20 protein-coding genes are annotated in these 17,087 nt (G+C 43.2%); 7 read left to right on the forward strand and 13 right to left on the reverse strand.

The window, feature by feature from the left end; translation table 11 throughout:
- The first annotated feature begins 161 nt into the window (after positions 1-161).
- The gene (locus NL930_RS13390; protein WP_373027856.1) at positions 162-2,174 is read left to right on the forward strand and encodes a methyl-accepting chemotaxis protein; all 2,013 of its coding nucleotides are present in this window, start codon (positions 162-164) and stop codon (positions 2,172-2,174) included.
- A 49-nt stretch (positions 2,175-2,223) separates the two neighbouring features.
- Here the strand turns inward: NL930_RS13390 and NL930_RS06840 are convergent, their stop codons facing one another.
- Together NL930_RS06840 and NL930_RS06845 are read right to left on the reverse strand one after the other, a co-directional pair.
- Positions 2,224-2,823 carry a pyridoxamine 5'-phosphate oxidase family protein gene (locus tag NL930_RS06840; RefSeq protein WP_254376102.1) on the reverse strand — a complete coding sequence of 200 codons (600 nt, stop codon included), beginning with the start codon at positions 2,821-2,823 and terminating at the stop codon, positions 2,224-2,226.
- Entirely contained in the window at positions 2,810-3,127 is a 318-nt protein-coding gene (locus NL930_RS06845) for a hypothetical protein (protein WP_254376103.1), read from the reverse strand. The genes NL930_RS06840 and NL930_RS06845 overlap by 14 nt, the downstream gene beginning before the upstream one ends.
- 94 nt (positions 3,128-3,221) lie before the next feature.
- Between NL930_RS06845 and mmuM the strand changes: the two genes are divergently transcribed.
- Together mmuM and NL930_RS06855 are read left to right on the forward strand one after the other, a co-directional pair.
- On the forward strand, positions 3,222-4,187 hold the full coding sequence (gene mmuM, locus NL930_RS06850) for a homocysteine S-methyltransferase (protein WP_254376104.1): 966 nt from the start codon (positions 3,222-3,224) through the stop codon (positions 4,185-4,187).
- On the forward strand, positions 4,168-4,380 hold the full coding sequence (locus tag NL930_RS06855) for a hypothetical protein (RefSeq protein WP_039674462.1): 213 nt from the start codon (positions 4,168-4,170) through the stop codon (positions 4,378-4,380). The genes mmuM and NL930_RS06855 overlap by 20 nt, the downstream gene beginning before the upstream one ends.
- An 81-nt stretch (positions 4,381-4,461) precedes the next feature.
- Here NL930_RS06855 and NL930_RS06860 read toward each other — a convergent pair whose 3' ends face one another.
- The 7 genes from NL930_RS06860 to NL930_RS06890 all read right to left on the reverse strand — a co-directional run bounded on the left by NL930_RS06860 (position 4,462) and on the right by NL930_RS06890 (position 11,694).
- Positions 4,462-7,491 (reverse strand): efflux RND transporter permease subunit, encoded by a 3,030-nt coding sequence (locus NL930_RS06860; RefSeq protein ID WP_254376105.1) that lies wholly within the window; start codon positions 7,489-7,491, stop codon positions 4,462-4,464.
- A gap of 4 nt (positions 7,492-7,495) precedes the next feature.
- Entirely contained in the window at positions 7,496-8,236 is a 741-nt protein-coding gene (locus NL930_RS06865) for an efflux RND transporter periplasmic adaptor subunit (protein ID WP_254376106.1), read from the reverse strand.
- Entirely contained in the window at positions 8,233-9,474 is a 1,242-nt protein-coding gene (locus NL930_RS06870; RefSeq protein WP_254376107.1) for a TolC family protein, read from the reverse strand. Before NL930_RS06870 ends, NL930_RS06865 begins: the two co-directional genes overlap by 4 nt.
- Positions 9,471-10,085, reverse strand: a complete 615-nt coding sequence (locus tag NL930_RS06875) for a TetR/AcrR family transcriptional regulator (RefSeq protein WP_254376108.1) — start codon at positions 10,083-10,085, stop codon at positions 9,471-9,473. Before NL930_RS06875 ends, NL930_RS06870 begins: the two co-directional genes overlap by 4 nt.
- A gap of 111 nt (positions 10,086-10,196) precedes the next feature.
- Positions 10,197-10,724, reverse strand: coding sequence for a peptide deformylase (def, locus tag NL930_RS06880; protein WP_254376109.1), 528 nt, complete (start codon positions 10,722-10,724; stop codon positions 10,197-10,199).
- Between the two features lie 10 nt (positions 10,725-10,734).
- Positions 10,735-11,202, reverse strand: a complete 468-nt coding sequence (locus tag NL930_RS06885) for a hypothetical protein (protein WP_254376110.1) — start codon at positions 11,200-11,202, stop codon at positions 10,735-10,737.
- A 66-nt stretch (positions 11,203-11,268) separates the two neighbouring features.
- Positions 11,269-11,694: a CopD family protein gene (locus NL930_RS06890; RefSeq protein ID WP_039674450.1), complete on the reverse strand. Its 426-nt coding sequence runs from the start codon at positions 11,692-11,694 to the stop codon at positions 11,269-11,271.
- Between the two features lie 88 nt (positions 11,695-11,782).
- Here NL930_RS06890 and NL930_RS06895 point away from each other — a divergent pair, with 88 nt between their 5' ends.
- From NL930_RS06895 to NL930_RS06910, 4 genes are all read left to right on the forward strand, one after another.
- Positions 11,783-12,820, forward strand: a complete 1,038-nt coding sequence (locus NL930_RS06895; protein WP_254376111.1) for an AraC family transcriptional regulator — start codon at positions 11,783-11,785, stop codon at positions 12,818-12,820.
- On the forward strand, positions 12,813-13,418 hold the full coding sequence (locus tag NL930_RS06900; protein ID WP_254376112.1) for a pentapeptide repeat-containing protein: 606 nt from the start codon (positions 12,813-12,815) through the stop codon (positions 13,416-13,418). The genes NL930_RS06895 and NL930_RS06900 overlap by 8 nt, the downstream gene beginning before the upstream one ends.
- A gap of 67 nt (positions 13,419-13,485) precedes the next feature.
- On the forward strand, positions 13,486-13,797 hold the full coding sequence (locus tag NL930_RS06905; RefSeq protein ID WP_254376113.1) for a type II toxin-antitoxin system Phd/YefM family antitoxin: 312 nt from the start codon (positions 13,486-13,488) through the stop codon (positions 13,795-13,797).
- On the forward strand, positions 13,798-14,097 hold the full coding sequence (locus NL930_RS06910; RefSeq protein WP_254376114.1) for a type II toxin-antitoxin system RelE/ParE family toxin: 300 nt from the start codon (positions 13,798-13,800) through the stop codon (positions 14,095-14,097).
- Between the two features lie 34 nt (positions 14,098-14,131).
- Here the strand turns inward: NL930_RS06910 and NL930_RS06915 are convergent, their stop codons facing one another.
- The 4 genes from NL930_RS06915 to nikR all read right to left on the reverse strand — a co-directional run bounded on the left by NL930_RS06915 (position 14,132) and on the right by nikR (position 17,028).
- Entirely contained in the window at positions 14,132-15,415 is a 1,284-nt protein-coding gene (locus tag NL930_RS06915) for an ATP-binding protein (protein ID WP_254376115.1), read from the reverse strand.
- A 126-nt stretch (positions 15,416-15,541) separates the two neighbouring features.
- The gene (locus NL930_RS06920) at positions 15,542-15,880 is read right to left on the reverse strand and encodes a DUF3465 domain-containing protein (protein ID WP_254376116.1); all 339 of its coding nucleotides are present in this window, start codon (positions 15,878-15,880) and stop codon (positions 15,542-15,544) included.
- Positions 15,881-15,946: 66 nt separating this feature from the next.
- On the reverse strand, positions 15,947-16,525 hold the full coding sequence (locus NL930_RS06925; RefSeq protein WP_254376117.1) for a pseudouridine synthase: 579 nt from the start codon (positions 16,523-16,525) through the stop codon (positions 15,947-15,949).
- Between the two features lie 89 nt (positions 16,526-16,614).
- Positions 16,615-17,028 (reverse strand): nickel-responsive transcriptional regulator NikR, encoded by a 414-nt coding sequence (nikR, locus tag NL930_RS06930; RefSeq protein ID WP_039674438.1) that lies wholly within the window; start codon positions 17,026-17,028, stop codon positions 16,615-16,617.
- Between the last annotated feature and the right edge of the window lie 59 nt (positions 17,029-17,087).

The following is a 17,087-nucleotide window of genomic DNA, read 5'->3' on the forward strand; positions in this document are numbered from 1 at the left end:
AAATGACTGCTATTTAGAAGTTGTATGTCACCAAACTAAGCTATTCTCGTGCTATGAATATGATGTAATATATCTTCAGAACGCTTTAGATTATTTTTAAGATAATTAGCGTTACTATTGGTATACGGTCTATCGTTGTTATAAAAAGGAGCAAGTCTTACATGTTTAGTTTTTTACATTCATCGGCCGAAACGACGTCTCAAAAAATGCCCTCCGCACTTTTAGATTCTCTTATTACGCTCAATTTTCACGAAAACGAGATTACGAGCACTTTAAATGCACTCTCGTTTGTCCCGAAGGTAGCTTTAGGCTTTGTATCGCCGGCACTAGACTTTAATACAATCGCTTCGAAGCTCAAAGCGACGCTTCCTCCTAATACGACCTTAATACTTTCCACGACGGCGGGAGAATTGTGCAGTTGCGCACTTCATCAAAACGCCGCTGCGTCTTCGTTGTACTCTTCCGCGAATGCCGGAGAAGGAGACAATATCGTTTTGATGCTTTTTTCGGAGCAAATGGTAAGCGATGTCTTTGTCGCCTCCGTTGCCTTAAAAAGCGAAGATATAGGGACGAGTAAAAAATCAACGCTTGAGCGCGTTAAAAGTATCGAAGAAGAGATTAAAAAAATTCGTATTCCTTTTAAAATGCGTTTTGATGATACTATCGGTTACACTTTGATCGACGGATTGAGTGCCAGTGAAAGTTTTTTTATGGAGGCCGTTTACAATGTCGGTAAGTTTCCCTGTCTTCTCATCGGAGGGAGTGCCGGCGGAAAACTCGACTTTCAAAATACCTACATATATGACGGAACGCGAACATTGCGCCACCATGCCGTCGTTACTTTTATCAAATTATCGCCGCAGTTTCGTTTCGGCATTTTTAAAAGCCAAAATTTCAGAAAAACATCCACTTCGTTTAGCGTTTTATCCGCAAATCCGCTTACGCGCTCGGTTCATACTTTTTTAGACCGCCGCAACCATACGGGAATCGGCGTCGTTGCCGCTTTAAGCGACCATTTTAAATGCTCTGTCGATGCTTTGAACGCTAAACTTGCCAATTACACTTTCGGTATCGAAATTAACGGCGAAATTTATATTCGTTCCGTCGCTTCCATCGATACGATCAACGATACGATACATTTTTATTGCGACATCGAAGCGGGAGAAGAGCTTTTGTTGTTGGAAAAGACGGATTTTGTGCAGACAACGCAACAAGACTATGCGCAATTTAGCCGCAACAAACCAAAACCTATCGGGGCGATTTTTAACGACTGTATCTTAAGACGTTTGTGCAATGCTTCGGAAATTCATCGTCTTTCCATTTTCAAAGAGGTTCCAGTCGCCGGCTTTTCGACGTTCGGAGAACTTTTGGGCGTCAATATCAACCAAACTTTAAGTGCTATTTTCTTTTATGCTCTCGATCAAAGCGTTTTTGAAGACGACTACGTCGAAAATTTTGTGCAAAAATACGCCGGATTTCAAAGTTACTTTTTGCAGCGAAAAATCAATCGCCAAACGATGATCCAAGCCATTTATAAAGCGATGTTGGATCAGATGAAGCACAGTATGCCCGTACTTCAAAATATCGGTAACGTTCTCAGTCAAGCGGTAAGCTCTATCAATGCGATCGAAGACAATCTCGGGCATGTCGAACAAGAGTTTGGACTTTTTGCCTCGAGTATGGAAAAAGGAAGCGTCGATAACGCCAATCTTGTGATCGATATTGAAAATTTAACCAACAATGTACGCGATATTCGCGTCGTTTTAAGCGTTATTTCCGATATTGCCGATCAAACCAATTTGCTTGCACTCAATGCCGCCATCGAAGCCGCACGTGCGGGTGAACACGGTCGCGGTTTTGCCGTCGTTGCCGATGAAGTCAGAAAGCTGGCGGAACGCACGCAAAAAAGCCTCTCTGAGACGAATGCTTCGGTCAGTACGATTATTCAAGCGGTCGAAAATATCAGTAAAACAATGGGCGGCGTGAGCAGCGGATTGATGGATGTTTCGTCTAAGAGCGGCACGCTTTCGTCCAATATGGAAAAACTTGCCGAACAAAGCCATACGATTTCCAATGAGTTAAAATCCCAAGCAACCTTAACGCAAACGCTAGGCGAAGAGCTTCAAAAGCTCGGTGTTTACGAAAAAACGCTCGATATTTTGCATCGCGATTAAGCCAAAACGAGGGTTGAGACGCTCTGCCCTCGTTTCTTACATGTACGTTTTAAAGCGTAGCTCGCATGGCTTGAGCGGTGATACGATCCAAAGGCGTACCGCGTTCTTCTAACTGCGCAATAAAATCTTCTTTTTTTTCCTTGCTAAGCTGTTGCCCTAATTTGAGTTTCATCGTCATCCACGTAGGCTCCAATTTGAAAATCGCCGTTTTTTCGACCATTTTGGTGTAGATAGGATTTTGAACGTCGATGGTTTCGTAACGCTTTTCTGGTTGGAGTTTTTGCATCAACGCGTTTAAAGCACTTGCTTTTTGCTCGGCATTGTCGATGATGACGATTTCTCCGCCCATACTCACGCTGGCAAAAAATTGCGTCGCGGGACACGCGGCACTCGTGTGACTAAAATAGGAAGGAATGTACGAATAACATGAAACGGCATTAAACGACGCTGCGTTGTTGCGTGCGATAAGTTCCATCTTTTTGCCCTCTTTCGCACCGTGAAAAACGATGCCCTCTTCCCAGCATGCAAAATTGAGCGGCACGCCGTAAGGAACGGTTTTATCGAGTAAGCAGAGCGTACCGTAGTCGCATTCGTTCAAAAGCGCAATCGAGGCTTGTTTGTCATTGACCTCAAATTCATTTCTTCGCATCGTATTTTTCCTCGATAAGGCGGGTGTATTTTTCGTGAAGGTCGATGTATTTGGAAAGAAGTTCATGAAACTTTGCTTCGTAATCGACGTCTGCTGTTTTCCCCTCCTCTTCTACCTTTTTGACAGGTTGTGGCAATAAAGCACTAGGCGGCGTTTGAGAAATACTTTCATCAAGAACATAGTCTTGGTCGTCTTTTTTAACGGTTTTCACGTGACCTGCGTTGATTTGTTTGATTACGGCAAACGTGCTCATTTTATGTTTAACGGCATATTGTTGAATGCTCACAAGGTTGTTCTCGTTCACGACGTTCCTTTTGATAGGTAAAAAACTTCGTGCATATTGTAGCTAAAAAGAAACTCAGGGTATAATGCACGAAAAATTATCGAGGCAAAAACGCATGAATCCGATAGAACCTTTTTTAAAAAAGCAAAACGTGTTGATTTTAGACGGAGCGTTCGGAACGGAGTTGGAACGTCAAGGCTATGAGATCAACGATCCGTTATGGTCGGCAACGTTTTTGATGCACAATCCGCGTGCCGTCGCGAAAGTACACGAAGATTACCTCAAAGCGGGAGCCGATTGCGTAACGAGTGCTAGTTATCAAGCCACGTTTGAGGGTTTTATGAAGCGCGGCGTGAGTCGTGAAGAAGCAAAAAAACTGATACAATCCTCGGTGCGTATCGCGCAAGAGACGGTAGCATCGTTTTGGGCAGATGAAGCCAATCGAAAAGACCGTCTCAAACCTTTGGTCGCCGCGTCGGTTGGACCATACGGGGCGTATTTGGCGGACGGTTCGGAGTTTCGCGGCAACTACGGTTTAAGCCAAGAAATGTTGGAAGCGTTTCATGCCGATCGTTTGGAAGCACTCATTGAAGCCAAACCCGATTTGCTGGCGTGTGAGACGATTCCCTGCCTTTTGGAAGCTAAAGCACTCGCTTCTTTGCTCAAAAATCATCCAAACGTCTATGCATGGATAAGCTTTAGTGCCAAAGACGGCAAGCACATAAACAGCGGCGAATCGATTCAAGAGTGTGCCAAGGTTTTAGATACGTGCGAGAATATCGTTGCTATCGGCATTAATTGTACCGCGCCGCAGTACATTGAAGCGTTGATCGAGCAAATACGCGCCGTCACTCAAAAGCCGATTATCGTCTATCCCAACGGCGGAGCGACGTATAATGCGCTTAGCAAAACGTGGGACGGCGTCTCTCAAAGCGGAATGCATGCTAAAATGGCGTATACTTGGTATCAAAAAGGAGCAAACATTATCGGAGGGTGTTGTCAAACCACGCCCGAGGATATTGCTCAAATCGCCCGATGGGTAAAATATGAAGGAGAAAAAAATGGGCGGATTGCTCAATAACAGCGTTAAAATGGAAAAAGGTTATAAGCTAGCGGGACTTGCGACGCAACAAAAGCATACGGTTCCGTATGAAAAAAAACAAGAAAACGTCGGTGCGGTCAACTCCGATAAAGCAAAACCGAGCGACGCGCAAAAAGCTAAGGCGAAAGCGAAAGCCAAACAAGCGAAAAAAGACAGAAAACGCAATCAATAAATTCTTACATGTAAAGGTTTTCCCTTTACATGTAAGGGTTGTGACGTTTATTAACGCCCGAGTATTTTCACTGCTGGATTATTATTCAACAATACCTTTTTCGTACCATTTTCTCAACCATGCATCCAGCGGATACATAAACTTATAAATCGCAGGAACGACCAAAAGCGTTAAAACGGTTGAACTTAAAAGTCCGCCGATAATCGCCAATGCCATCGGAGAGTTGGATTCGTGTCCCGCGCCGTGTCCGAACGCCAAAGGAGCCATCGCTCCGATCATCGCAAACGTGGTCATTAAAATCGGACGTAAACGTTTTTCTCCCGCTTCCAAAAGCGCATCGTCGATGCTTTTTCCCTCTTTGATCGCGCGGTTCGCAAAGTCGACGACCAAAATGGCGTTTTTACCGACCATACCCAAAAGCAAGATAATACCGATCATAACGAACAAACTAAAGGCATTACCGCTGAGATACAGCGCAATCATAACACCGGTAAAAGAGAGCGGCATCGAAATCATAATGATAAACGGTTGAACGACGGATTCGTACAAGGCCGCCAAAATAAGGTAAATTAAGATCACGGCAAGTAAAACCGCCGCACCGAAAGCTTTATTGGTGTCTTCCATATTTTCGACGTCGCCGGTATAACGATAACTGTACCCTTTTTGTAAAATTGAAGGCATCTTTTCGTTAATCACGGTCACGATCTTATCCAACGACGTGTTGAAAATATTGGCGGTGACAAGCACTTTTCTTTCACGATCAAATCGGTTGATCGATGCGTTACCCGTTCCCTCTTCTAAGTTTAAGAGTCCTTCAAGTGCCACGAAATTGCCTTCCGCATTACGTACTTTGAGCTTTTTTAAATCTTCCAGCGATTTTCGGTAATCGTCGTTATAGCGCACCGTAATATCAAATTGTCGGCCGTTGTCTTCAAAGTAAGAAACGGCACTGTCGCTTGAATACGCCGATGCCAACACCGAAGCGATCTCTTTAACGCTAACGCCGACGCGTTGAGCGTTTTCACGTAAAATGGAGACTTTAACTTCAGGTTTTCCGTCCTCAAAATCGCGGTCGATATCGACGATACCTTGGGTCTGTTTTAAAACGTCCATCAGCTTACGCGAAGCGGTATCGAGCTCTTCGAGGCTATCTCCGGTAATGACGACTTGTACGGGTGCGGTCGTTCCGCCCGTGTCGAAATCGTCGACTTTTTCCACTAAAATCGTAAAATCTTGATACGTTTTAAGCTTATCGCGATAGAACTGAATAATCTGTTCTTGCGTTCGCGTACGTTCGGCAACGGGTTTTAATTTGGCATAGAATTTAGCTTTGTGAATCTCTTTTGCGGAGTTGTAGCCGATCGAAGAGATCGAATAAACAATGTCGTGATCCTCTTTTAGCAAAGCATCGATCGGTGCGATTTTCGCTTTCATCGTTTCCAGATTAATCCCCACGGGTGCTTTAATGACGACTTGAAACTCGCTGTTGTCTTGCATCGGTAAAAAGCTCATGCCCACTTTCAACGTCGTCGAAAAAATCAATAACCCGACGGTGGCGATAATCGTCAACGTTTTAAAGCGTAAAATCGGTTTTAAGATTTTGACGTACGCTTGATCGACGGCTTTTAAAATCGGCTCGGTCGCATAGTAAAACTTGCTCTCTTTGGCACTCAAAACCCTAGCTCCGACACTGGGAATAAACATGACCGCTACCAGATACGAGATCACGATACCCGCAGCTACCGTCATCGCAAACGAGTTAAAGAACATTCCCACGATGCCGTCCATAAACGCCACCGGAATAAAAACGGCAAGTAAGACGGATGAAATCGCCAAGATCGAAAACGCCACCTCTTTAATACCCTCAAACGAGGCGCGAAAAGGCTCCATGCCCTCTTCCATTTTTTTCATAATATTTTCGATAACGACGATGGCATCGTCGATAAAAATACCGATGGCAAGCGTCAAGCCGATCAACGTTAGGCGGTTAAGGTCATAGCCTAAGGCATGAATAATGGCAAACGTTCCGATAACCGACGTCGGAATGGCAAGTGCCGAAACGACGGTCGCAGTCATGTTGCGTAAAAAAGCAAACACGATGATAATCGATAAAAATGCACCGAAAATCAGGTCGAAACGCACGTTGTTAATATTGATCATAATCTTTTCGGATTGATCTTGAAGCACTTTAATTTCAAATTGATCGCCGGCTAAATGCTGAAGGTGCGGTAAGGCTTTTTTGACGCCGTTAATAATCGTCAACGAGTTTTCGCCCGCAATCTTTTTCACTTCAAGCGTGACGCCGCGTTGGCCGTTGTACGATGAGTAGCTTTTTGCATCGCTGAGTCCGTCTTGAATCGTCGCAACGTCTTTAAGCCGCACGCCCGGTTTGACGAGGATCTCTCCTATTTCGTCGAAATTTTGTGCGTCGCCTTCGGCTTTGAGGATGATCTCTTGCGTTTGATCGACCATCTTGCCGGTACCTTGCTTAATATTTTGCTTCGCGATAATCGCACTGACGTCGGAGGAAGAAAGCGCATACTTTGCCAATAAAAACGGATCGATAAAGATGCGGATTTCCCGATCTTGGTAACCGACGATATTGACTTCGCCTACGCCTTTAATGCGTTGCAGTTGGGCTTTGAGCTTTTCGTCGGCTAAGCGCATCAAGGCTTTGGAGTTATCGCCTTTATCGGCAATAAAAAGGCTCACGACCGCGCCGCTGGCGCCTAGTTTTTTCACGACGGGCTTATCGACTTCGATCGGTAAATTTAAAGCACCGATTTTGTCGCGCACGTCGTTGGTCGCGACGTCTAGATTTTTCGTGAGTTCAAATTGAACGGTCACGACGCTAAATCCTTCGTAGCTGGTCGACATCAATTTATCGATACCGTCGACGCCCGAAACCGCTTCTTCGATTTTATCGGTGACTTTCGTCTCAACCGTGGACGGATCGGCACCGTTGTAGGTTGTTTGAATCGTCACGACGGGGAAGTCGACGTTGGGGTAAAGGTTAATCGGCATCGTATTGTACGACATCAGTCCGAAAACGATGAACGTTAAAACACCCATAAGCGTTGTTATGGGGCGATTAATGGATAGTTTATACATAAGGCTATTCCGCTTTAATCATGCCGTTACCGAAAAGTCCGGGCATCAAATCCGCCGCTTTGACTTCGGCTTGCATCTCACGCGTCGCACTTAAAACGGAAGGGTAAATCTTCGTGATCGTTCCCTCATACGTTTTATCGCTTCCGTCGACTTTGTAGGTAAATTTTTGTCCGATTTTCACTTTTTGCCAATATTTCTCGTCAAATTTCAACACAAGTTTGATCATATGAGGGTTCATTGCGCTTAAAAGCGTCGTTTGACCTCCAAAAACGATACTGCCTAGCTCCGTTTGTTTTTTAGTAACGACCAAATCGTAGGGTGCGCGAAGTTCGGTTTTAGCAAAAGCCGCTTCTTTCATAGCAAGCGTCGTTCGCGCATTTTGGTAAGAGAGTGCCGCAACGTCTTTTTCGTAGCGGTAGTTGTCCATCTTCTCTTTGTCGATCACATCGGCAATCGCCGCATAACGCTCGTATGTTTTTTGGGCGTGTTCGGCACTTTTTTGAGCACTTTGCATCGCGATGCGCGCACTCTCTACCTCCTGTTTTTCTTCACTATTTTGAAGCGCTAATAAAAGATCGCCTTTTTTGGCATACGTGCCGACGTTAACGTATAATGCACCGACGACGCCGGAAACCGAAACGCCTAGATCAGACGTTTGGTCGCTCAACACGTCAAAGGTCGCGTAAATATCTTCGGCATAAAGAGCGTTGAGTAGCAAACATAGGGTGATCAAAAGTTTTTTCATTGGATAGCTCCTTTTATTTCTCGCCCCATTTCATATAAAAGGACGGCTTTTTGGTACTCTACTTCATTGAGAGCGGTTTGTAATTGGGATGTTGCATTGTATTTATCGCTTAGAGCGTCGAGATAGCTGACGTTATTGACGATACCTTGCTGGTATTTCTTTTTTACGAGTTCATAGGTCATCGAAGAAGCAGTGAGTTTGGCTCGAGCGGCTTCGATCTTGGCAAGAGCGGTTTGGTAACTGTTTTGAGCACTTTTTAACGAAGCTTTGGCTTTGCTTTTCTCGTAAGAAAGTTCACTGCTTTTAGCAAGATAGTTTTTACGTGCCGCTTCGTCGGTTGCCGCGGTAGAACCGAAATCAAAAACTTTCCATTCTAAGGCCAACATAACCGTATTTTGATGATCGCCGTCGTTTTGCGCCGCTAATTTGGGATTTTCGTAATCGTATTTGTAGCGAGAATACGTATCTTGGAGTTTGATCGTCGGTAAGTATCCGGCTTTGGCAACGTCCGCTTCGGATTTGGCACTTTGGACGTTTTGTTCCATCGCTAAAATATCGAAACGCTCGCTTGCGTTTTCAGACGTGTTTTCGAGCCGTAAAATTGAGCCTTTTTCAACCGATACGCGCGTTCCCGTGAGGTACTCTAACGCGTTGGAAATATTATTGAGCGTATTGTCCAAGCTTAAAAGATCGACGTTAGTTTGTTCGATATTGGAGACGATTTTTTGGAGTTCGTCTTCGGTCGTCGTCCCGACGGAGAGAAATTTTTCAAGACGGTAACGCTCGGCTTCGAGTTGCTCTTTTTTTTGTAAGGTCGCTTCTTTGCTCGCTAAGGTGCTAAGATAGTTGTAATAATAATAAACGACGTTTAAGGAGACGTTGTTTTGTGTGGAAGCGAGCGAAAACGTGGCGGAGCGTACTAAAGCTTCTTGCTGATCGAACAATGCCCCGCGTTTTCCGCCGTCGTAGATCACAAACGAAAGCGTTGCCGAACCCGTTCGACTTTTATCGGGGGAAAGAACGCTTTCGACCTGATTGAATGTTTGATTGGCGCCTAAAGAGAGGCTCGGTAAGTATGAACTTTTGAGGGCATACTCCTTTTCTTGCGCGGACTCGACGCTATAGCGAGACGACTCGACGAGCTTGTTTTGCTCCGCCAAGCTTAAGAGTTCGGGCAAATTTCCCGCCATCGCCAAAAGCGGAAAAAGAAAAGGCAAAAAAAGTATCCGTTTTTTCATCGTGATTTCCTTATATACTGTTGCAAAAGGTTAGAGATATGTTTTGAAAGTGTTTGTTGTGCTTCATCAAAGTGCATATTGCCGGCTTTTGCACGTACGAGCATTCCTTTGAGTAACATGATGATCGTGTAGGTCAGGAGTTCCACGTCGTCGATTTCAAATTCGCCCGATTGAATACCTTCTTGCAAACAAGCGGAGATGAGATCGTAATCTTGTCGGATAAACCTATCAAAATAAGCCGTGTAAAGTCCCGTCGTATCGATCAGCATAGCGCTGAGCGAGTGTTGATAAAGCGTAATCATCTGCTCTTTGTCGTATTCGAGTCCGCATTCGTTGAAATTAAAATACTCCAAAATCTTCGCTTTTGCACTCGTTACATGCATGGCTCGTTTGGCATACGCTTCTTCATGATTGCGTGAGAGCATATCCCAAATCGTAAAGATGATCTCCTCTTTATTTTTAAAATAGAGGTAGATCGTCCCTTTGGCAACACCGGCGTTTTTAGCAATTTCGTCGATGCTGATTTGAGAGATATTTTTAGCGGCAAACAGCGGTATGGCCGCTCGGGCTATTTCTAAACGTTTTTCTTCCTTGTCGATAATACGTGCCATGTCACCTCTTTAATGAATGACCGTCAGTCATTTATTTTGTGAAATGGTACATTTTTGATTTTTAAATGTCAAGAGATCGGACGATAAAAAAGCTTACATGTAGAAAAGTTTTTACATGTTAAGGAGACGTTGGTACTCTTTTTCCGTGATGATATCTTCGGTCGAATCGACACGGTCGATAAAGACTTTGCCGATGAGATGATCAAACTCGTGTTGAAAAAGACGCGCCAAAAATCCGTCAAAAAAAGCGTGTTGCGCTTTGCCTTTTCTATCGACGTAGGCGACTTCGACGTGAGCGTGTCTCGGCACGCGCGCTCGAATCCCCGGAATGCTCAAACACCCTTCCCAATCTTTCTCTTTTTCCTCGGAGAATGCAAGAATGCGCGGATTGATTAGCGCGGTCGGCTCCATCAACGGAGCGTTGGGATAGCGTTTATTGGGAGCAGAAGCCATAATCAGCACACAAAGCGAATGTCCGACTTGGGGTGCTGCGATTCCCGCACCTTTAGCCTCTTGACATGTCGCGATCATAGCGTCGATCAGCATTTGAATTTCAGGTGCGCGGATGTCGCGTATTTCTTTGGCATGCATGCGAATGACGGAAGAGCCCAATTGCGATATTTCTAAAATGTTCGGCATCACTGCTTCTTTAATCTTGTAACAATGCGACGATTTCGTCAAGATGGAGTTTGAAATGTCTTGGAAAATCAACGATCATCGCTTCTAAAGAAATTCGCTCGTTCAATGCGCTAATCCACTCGTTTTGGAGCTTTGTTTCATCGACGTTTTTAATGACATGGACAACGTGTTTAGCGGTCGCTTTCAGTAATGCTTGCAAATCTTCCCAATCGTAGGCATTGTAGGCTTGAAGTTTGATCCATAAGTCGTTTTTACCGAGATTGGCATAATCGGGAAAGATCAACGGACTGCTTTGATACTGTAAATGAACGATGCGATGGGTATTGTTCGACGCCGAATCGCACAGATGCCCGACAATTTGCTTGATCGTACGATGCTGTGCGTTGGTTTTGGTCGCAACCGTGTTGATGTCCGCCTTTTTTAAGATCTCTTCCAATGTACCCAGTAGCGTCAATATCGCGTCGCCGATTTTTTCCATTGCTTCTCCTTGCGCGTTTGCTCGTCCAATCATAACCTGAGACGACTTAAAAATGAAGAAAAGAAACTAAAACGGTTTAACGATGCTAAGCAGGATAATAACCGCCGTAGTGATCTCCGGTATCACGCGAAAAAGCTTGAAAAAGCGCACGTTTTGAGGAATGCTCTCTTGCGCAAATCGGCGTATAAACGTTTTACATGTAAGGTGATATACTACCATACCCGTAACCAATGTAAGTTTAAGATGCAACCACCCTCCGCTTTGAAGCAGATGCGGATTGAGGTAGAGTAAAATTGCCCCGAATTTGATTGAGAAAAGCATCGCAACCGTACCGACTTTAAAGAGACTGCTCTCTTGAAGCGCGATAGTCGCATGAGCATTTTGGGGTGCATTGATGTGATAGACGAAAAGTTTGGGCAGATACACCAGCATGATCATCCATGTCGCAACGGAGATAACGTGCACTGCAAGAACGAGACTGTAAGCGTTCATTTGAAGTCCTTAAGCAAGATTTAGAGCCCTTAGTATATAATCTGCTTTAAAAATTTAAGTGACATTTTACGACTCTAAGGATGACATTTTGCGACCGGAAGATTTGAAGCAAGCACCTGCGGAAGCTTTTTTGTTCATTCTCTCGTTTTTAACCAAGCAGTATGCCTTTGATGCAACACCCTTTCTTAACGAGCGTGGAATAGTGCTCAAAGATTTACATGTAAAAGGTGCAAAAATCAATGCTACATACGTGCACGATCTCATCGATGAAGCAGTCACTCGCACAGGCGATGCGGGGGTGTTATTTACCTTTGCTGAGTCTGTCACACCCAACAATCTGGGCATTTTAGGCTATTTGTTACTACATTCAAGCAACGTTGAAGATGCCATCGTGAAGCTGTGCCGCTACTATCCGCTTGTTGGTAAAACGCTTAAGCCCATTTTTACAAAAGACGATGGCGTTTACAAACTGACCCTGCTCATTCACAAAGAGGGCGAGATGTATCATCTTGAAAAGTACAGCGCGGAGATTCACCTCAGTGCGATGCTCCATCTCATCAACAAAATCATCCCCAAACCCATCTTCCCCATACGCACGACATTTAGGCATGCCAAACCTTTACATGTAAAAGCGTACCAGAACGTTTTTGGGCTGAACATCGTTTTTGATGAGGTGGAAAACGCCCTCTTTTTTGACAAGACGCAACTCTCAATGAAAACCAGCTATGACAATCCTTACTTGCTTCGTGTCTTTGAAAAAGAGGCGGAACAGAGCTTGGGTATGAGTGTGCATGGAAGTCTCAAAGAGCAGGTCTTAGGCTACATTCTTATCGCCACAGGTGAGCTTGATGTTTCGCTTGAGAGTGTAGCGCAAAAGGTGGGTTTGCATCCGCGAACGCTTCAAAAAAAACTCAAAGAGGAAAACAGCAGTTTTGTCGAACTTTTAGGCGAGGTGCGTCAAAAGTTAGCGGCGCATTATCTGCAAAAAGGTCTGGGCATCGCGACCATTGCGACATACTTGGGTTATGCTGAGCCAAGCCCGTTTTTAAGGGCATTTAAGAAGTGGTTTGCCATGACACCTAAGGCGTGGGTCGCTTTACATGTAAAAGGAAATGAGCATGCCTAACATCGCTATCGTCGATCATTTGGACTGTTTTGCCGAACGTTTTGAGGGGGTTGATTTGCACGCAAAGCGTGTCAATAAAGCCGAATTTGAGGAGTGCACCTTTGTCTCGTGCGACTTTAGCGAAACGTTCTTTTACGCGTGCCGTTTCATCGACTGCCATTTTGAAAACTGCAACCTCAGTGTTATGAAACTGACCGACACCAAATTCTCCAATACGGCATTTACGAGCTGTAAAATGAACGGCATCGACTGGTGCATGGCAAACTGGAAAAGCCTGCTGAACCCTTTGCCGCTCAAATTTGACGAGTGCATTGTAGATGATAGTAACTTTTTTGGGCTTTTTATGGAAGGGCTTGTCATGAAAGCGTGTCGCGCCAAAGAGGTCGACTTTCGCTCCGCCCTGCTCTCTCACGCCAATTTCGCCGGAACCGACTTCAAAGGCGCGCTATTTCACCAAACCCATCTGGAAAACGCCAACTTCACAGACGCCATCAACACCCGCATCGACCTTCGTACCAACCACCTCAAAGGTGCCATTTTCAGCCGTTTTGAAGCACTTGGGTTGCTTGAGGGGGTGGGAATTGTGTTGGTAGATTAATGAGAAGTAACTTGTAATTTACTGGTAAATTTACTATAATATTTGCATATAAATAATAGGATATACCATGACAGTCAAATACGCTCCAAATGAGCTTTTATCAATTACGGATTTTACGAAAAAGATTGCTACCATTCTTAAAGGCATCAAAGAGCAATCGTGCGAAAAAGTGGGGATTTTGAAAAACAATAAACTTGAAGCCGTCGTCATCTCCACCGATGAATACGAACGCCTCAAATCGCTTGAAGAGCTTTTTGAAACGATGGAACATCAAGAGATTTTTGAAGCGGTACAAGCGCGCAAAAATACTCCTTTGTCTTCGTATGTGCCCTTTGAAGAGCTTGCTAAAAAGTTCAATGTCGATCCAAAGTCACTGTAAATGTATGCCATCAAAACGCATCCTTTGGTTGAAGAAGATTTAAAAAGCTTTGATCACTCTTTGGTTGTATTGATCTTCAAAAAACTAGCGCAGTTACAACACTCACCTCTCTTGGGTCAACCTCTCGGCAATAAAAACAACCTCGATTTGAGCGGTTACTATAAAACGTATGTCGCGAAAAAACAGGTGCGTATTGTGTATAAAATCATCGAGAATGAATTGGTGATCTATGTCGTCACCGTCGGCAAACGTGAAGAGATGGAAGTGTATAAAGAGGCGATGAAAAGGATCAAAGAATAAAAATTTTAGCTTTGATCCTAATGTTTATTCCTTTTTAAATTCCTGCTGGTTTATCAAATTCTTCAAAAAGCTCGTCTTTATCTATATTCTTTAGAAAAAAATAAAGTGTTGAATCAATAACTTTTAGCTTTCGTGTACTTCTATCGTAATCAAATAATGGAGGAATAATATTCTTTTTAATTTGAGTTGCTGTAAGGTTGTGTAAGAAATAACTCATGTCGGACGATCTGACATCAGATGGTCTATGGTGATTAGCTTGTATACCCCCTAAAATGTCAGGACGTTTAAGTCCAGCTTCAATATTTAATGATGTTAAGCTAAAGAGATATTTAACAAAGTAGTATGCAATATATAATGGAATTTCATCGGTTTTTTTCACTTTCTGTTCAACAAATGTTTCTAAACTGCGAATGTGTCTACCTGTGTAATCCTCGACTTTTCTTGCAATTGCTGTATTTAAATTTTCTTGCAAGATAAAGTGTCGATCTTCTTGTGTAGTTTCGACTTCAGCAGCCAAACAGCATTCTTTACATAATTCTTGGAATACGCCAATACTGTCAAAAGAATTATCAATAATAGTTTCAAATACATCTTGAAAAGATACATTTAATAAGTTTTCACCAACTTCAACTACTTTTTGGAAATCTTCTCTTTTCCATGGTTCGACAGGGATTTCAATTAATCTATCTTGTAGATCACCATTAAATTGAGCTAACCGATTTTTTTCACGCCAGATACCAAGAATGATAAACAAAATGTTATAATCTTCAAATACTCGAAGATGAAATGCCATGTCCTGTTGGGCAGATTCTTCAAGGTAGTGGAAGTTTTCTAAAATTATACGTTTTGTAAAATTGTTAGATTTTAAAATTTCACTTATATCTTGAGGTAACGCTAAATTATACTCAATATGTTTATACTTACTTTGCTCTCCTGAAGATCCTTTTAGAGCCATTTCACCTTGTGCTTCGGAATCTGCAAAAAAAGGAATTTTTACTTTTGCTTTCAATCCAATTTTGCTACTTATTTCATCAGAAGAATTGGTCGTTTTTTCTTCTTCAAACTCAACTTTGAGTTGTCTGAGAATTGATTTATAAATATCAATCGGCTCTGTTTCTGGAGAACAATTTACTCGAACAAAGTCACTTTCTTTTAGATGTTTATTGGTTAAAGCTGTCTTACCTTGTTTAGATGATCCAAAAACAACTATATGTTTATTACGTTTTAATCCTTCAAGAAAGCGTGAGTCAACATCTTCTCTTTGAATATAAGATGCGATATTGCTATTTGAAACTCCAAAGACATCAATTGTTTTCATTTAGTTCCTTTGTGAAAATTTCGTAATAATTTATTTTGGCAATATTGTAAGTTTAGCAAAAAATTAGATTTTTTTATGTTTCATTACTGATAGTATCAGAATTTAAATGAAATAAACTTTTCCCCTCTACTCATATCTCTTCCCATTATATTCCAAAAAGCCGCCATTGTGACGATGTTGAGGGTCACGGTGCGTCCAGTGGACGACGCCGCCTTTGTCATTGGTTTCCAAGTCACCGCAAAAATTCACAACTCCGCCCTCTTGCAAGGGTGTAACTTTAGGCGCGATGTCGATGTTGTGAGCGATTAAGAGCGTTTTACCCGATGCCAATTTGACGATGAAACGCTGATGACGACTGCCTACAGTGTCATCACTGAGGAGCTTAACCACTTTGCCCGAGTCACACACGGGCGTGCCAGCGAAGAGGTTTAAGCCTATGAGGAAGAGGAGCATTGTTTTTTTCATTTTATCCCTTGTCTTTGTTTGTATCTTACATGTCGGTATTCAAAGCGAAACGGTTGCGTTTTGATGTTACTTGAGTTTCTTTAAAAGCTTCTTCTCTTCTTCCGTGCTTAGGAAACGCCATTTTCCGAGGGGAACGTCCAGTTCAAAAAAGCCGATATGCGTGCGCGTGAGTTCCAAAACTTTTAAGGGCGTGCCGTATTTTGGGTCTTTGAGTGCTCCGAAAAGGCGGCGAATGTGGCGGTTTTTTCCTTCGTCTATTTTGACACGAAGTTTTGTTTTCGCGCCGCCCGTGCTGATTTTTTCGACCTCGAGTGCTTTGAGTAAACCCTCAGGGCTTTGCACGCCCTTGAGTGCTTGAGCAATGTGTTCGTCCATGACATGCCCTCTTACCCAAATCTCATACGTTTTGATGCAATGCCCCGGTTTGGTAAGCGCGTTGCCGATCTGCCCGTCGGTCGTAAAAAGCAACAATCCTTTGGAGTCAAGGTCTAAGCGACCGATAGGCATCCAGCCCTCGGTATATACCCACTCGGGTAAAAGTGCGTAAACGGTTTTACGCCCCAAATCGTCAGAGCGCGTGACCAGATAGCCTTTTGGCTTATTTAACACTAAGAGTTTTTGAGAATCGTTCGTTGTTAGAGACATCAGGCATATTCCGTATTAAAAAAATATCGCGTAGCATTAGGCGTATGAAGAGAGGGTAAACGGCGTGTTTACCCTTTACGATCAAAGATTTACGAAGCGGGAATCGATGCTTCGATGAGTTTACAGAATTTGACGCCTTTCAATCCTGCGATTTTTTGCGCAAAATCTTTAATATCGGAGACTTTTCCCGTCACCATAACCGTTTCTAAACAGTTTTCATGCGTAACATGTACGTGCGTATTGCACATGATATGCACTTTGGCGTCGTGTTGAATCTCTAAAATTTTTTGGACCAATTCGTTTTGATGATGCGTGTAAATCATAGCTAAAACGCCGATAACGTCGCTACCGTCGTCTTGCCAATCGTCTTTAACGATTTTTTCTCGGATTAAATCTCTTGTAAATTCACTGCGAGACGCATACCCTTGTACGTCCACCTTTTTATCCAGCTCTTCTAAAAGCTTTTCCGGCAAAGAGACGCTAAATCGAATAATTTTATCCATAGTGTATCCTTTAAAATAACATTCATAACGATTCTAATCAGATTATTCTTTAATTATTG

It is taken from the genome of Sulfurospirillum sp. hDNRA2, assembly GCF_024206095.2.
GTDB lineage: Bacteria > Campylobacterota > Campylobacteria > Campylobacterales > Sulfurospirillaceae > Sulfurospirillum.

Bases quoted from the DNA above. Each gene is read 5' to 3' on its own strand.
- NL930_RS06915 (WP_254376115.1), bottom strand. From the start codon at position 15,415: ATGAAAACAATTGATGTCTTTGGAGTTTCAAATAGCAATATCGCATCT.
- NL930_RS06925 (WP_254376117.1), bottom strand. From the start codon at position 16,525: ATGTCTCTAACAACGAACGATTCTCAAAAACTCTTAGTGTTAAATAAG.
- NL930_RS06870 (WP_254376107.1), bottom strand. From the start codon at position 9,474: ATGAAAAAACGGATACTTTTTTTGCCTTTTCTTTTTCCGCTTTTGGCG.
- NL930_RS06920 (WP_254376116.1), bottom strand. From the start codon at position 15,880: ATGAAAAAAACAATGCTCCTCTTCCTCATAGGCTTAAACCTCTTCGCT.
- nikR (WP_039674438.1), bottom strand. From the start codon at position 17,028: ATGGATAAAATTATTCGATTTAGCGTCTCTTTGCCGGAAAAGCTTTTA.
- mmuM (WP_254376104.1), top strand. From the start codon at position 3,222: ATGAATCCGATAGAACCTTTTTTAAAAAAGCAAAACGTGTTGATTTTA.
- NL930_RS06860 (WP_254376105.1), bottom strand. From the start codon at position 7,491: ATGTATAAACTATCCATTAATCGCCCCATAACAACGCTTATGGGTGTT.
- NL930_RS06905 (WP_254376113.1), top strand. From the start codon at position 13,486: ATGACAGTCAAATACGCTCCAAATGAGCTTTTATCAATTACGGATTTT.
- NL930_RS06890 (WP_039674450.1), bottom strand. From the start codon at position 11,694: ATGAACGCTTACAGTCTCGTTCTTGCAGTGCACGTTATCTCCGTTGCG.
- NL930_RS06865 (WP_254376106.1), bottom strand. From the start codon at position 8,236: ATGAAAAAACTTTTGATCACCCTATGTTTGCTACTCAACGCTCTTTAT.
- NL930_RS06855 (WP_039674462.1), top strand. From the start codon at position 4,168: ATGGGCGGATTGCTCAATAACAGCGTTAAAATGGAAAAAGGTTATAAG.
- def (WP_254376109.1), bottom strand. From the start codon at position 10,724: ATGCCGAACATTTTAGAAATATCGCAATTGGGCTCTTCCGTCATTCGC.
- NL930_RS06840 (WP_254376102.1), bottom strand. From the start codon at position 2,823: ATGCGAAGAAATGAATTTGAGGTCAATGACAAACAAGCCTCGATTGCG.
- NL930_RS06875 (WP_254376108.1), bottom strand. From the start codon at position 10,085: ATGGCACGTATTATCGACAAGGAAGAAAAACGTTTAGAAATAGCCCGA.
- NL930_RS06910 (WP_254376114.1), top strand. From the start codon at position 13,798: ATGTATGCCATCAAAACGCATCCTTTGGTTGAAGAAGATTTAAAAAGC.
- NL930_RS06885 (WP_254376110.1), bottom strand. From the start codon at position 11,202: ATGGAAAAAATCGGCGACGCGATATTGACGCTACTGGGTACATTGGAA.
- NL930_RS13390 (WP_373027856.1), top strand. From the start codon at position 162: ATGTTTAGTTTTTTACATTCATCGGCCGAAACGACGTCTCAAAAAATG.
- NL930_RS06900 (WP_254376112.1), top strand. From the start codon at position 12,813: ATGCCTAACATCGCTATCGTCGATCATTTGGACTGTTTTGCCGAACGT.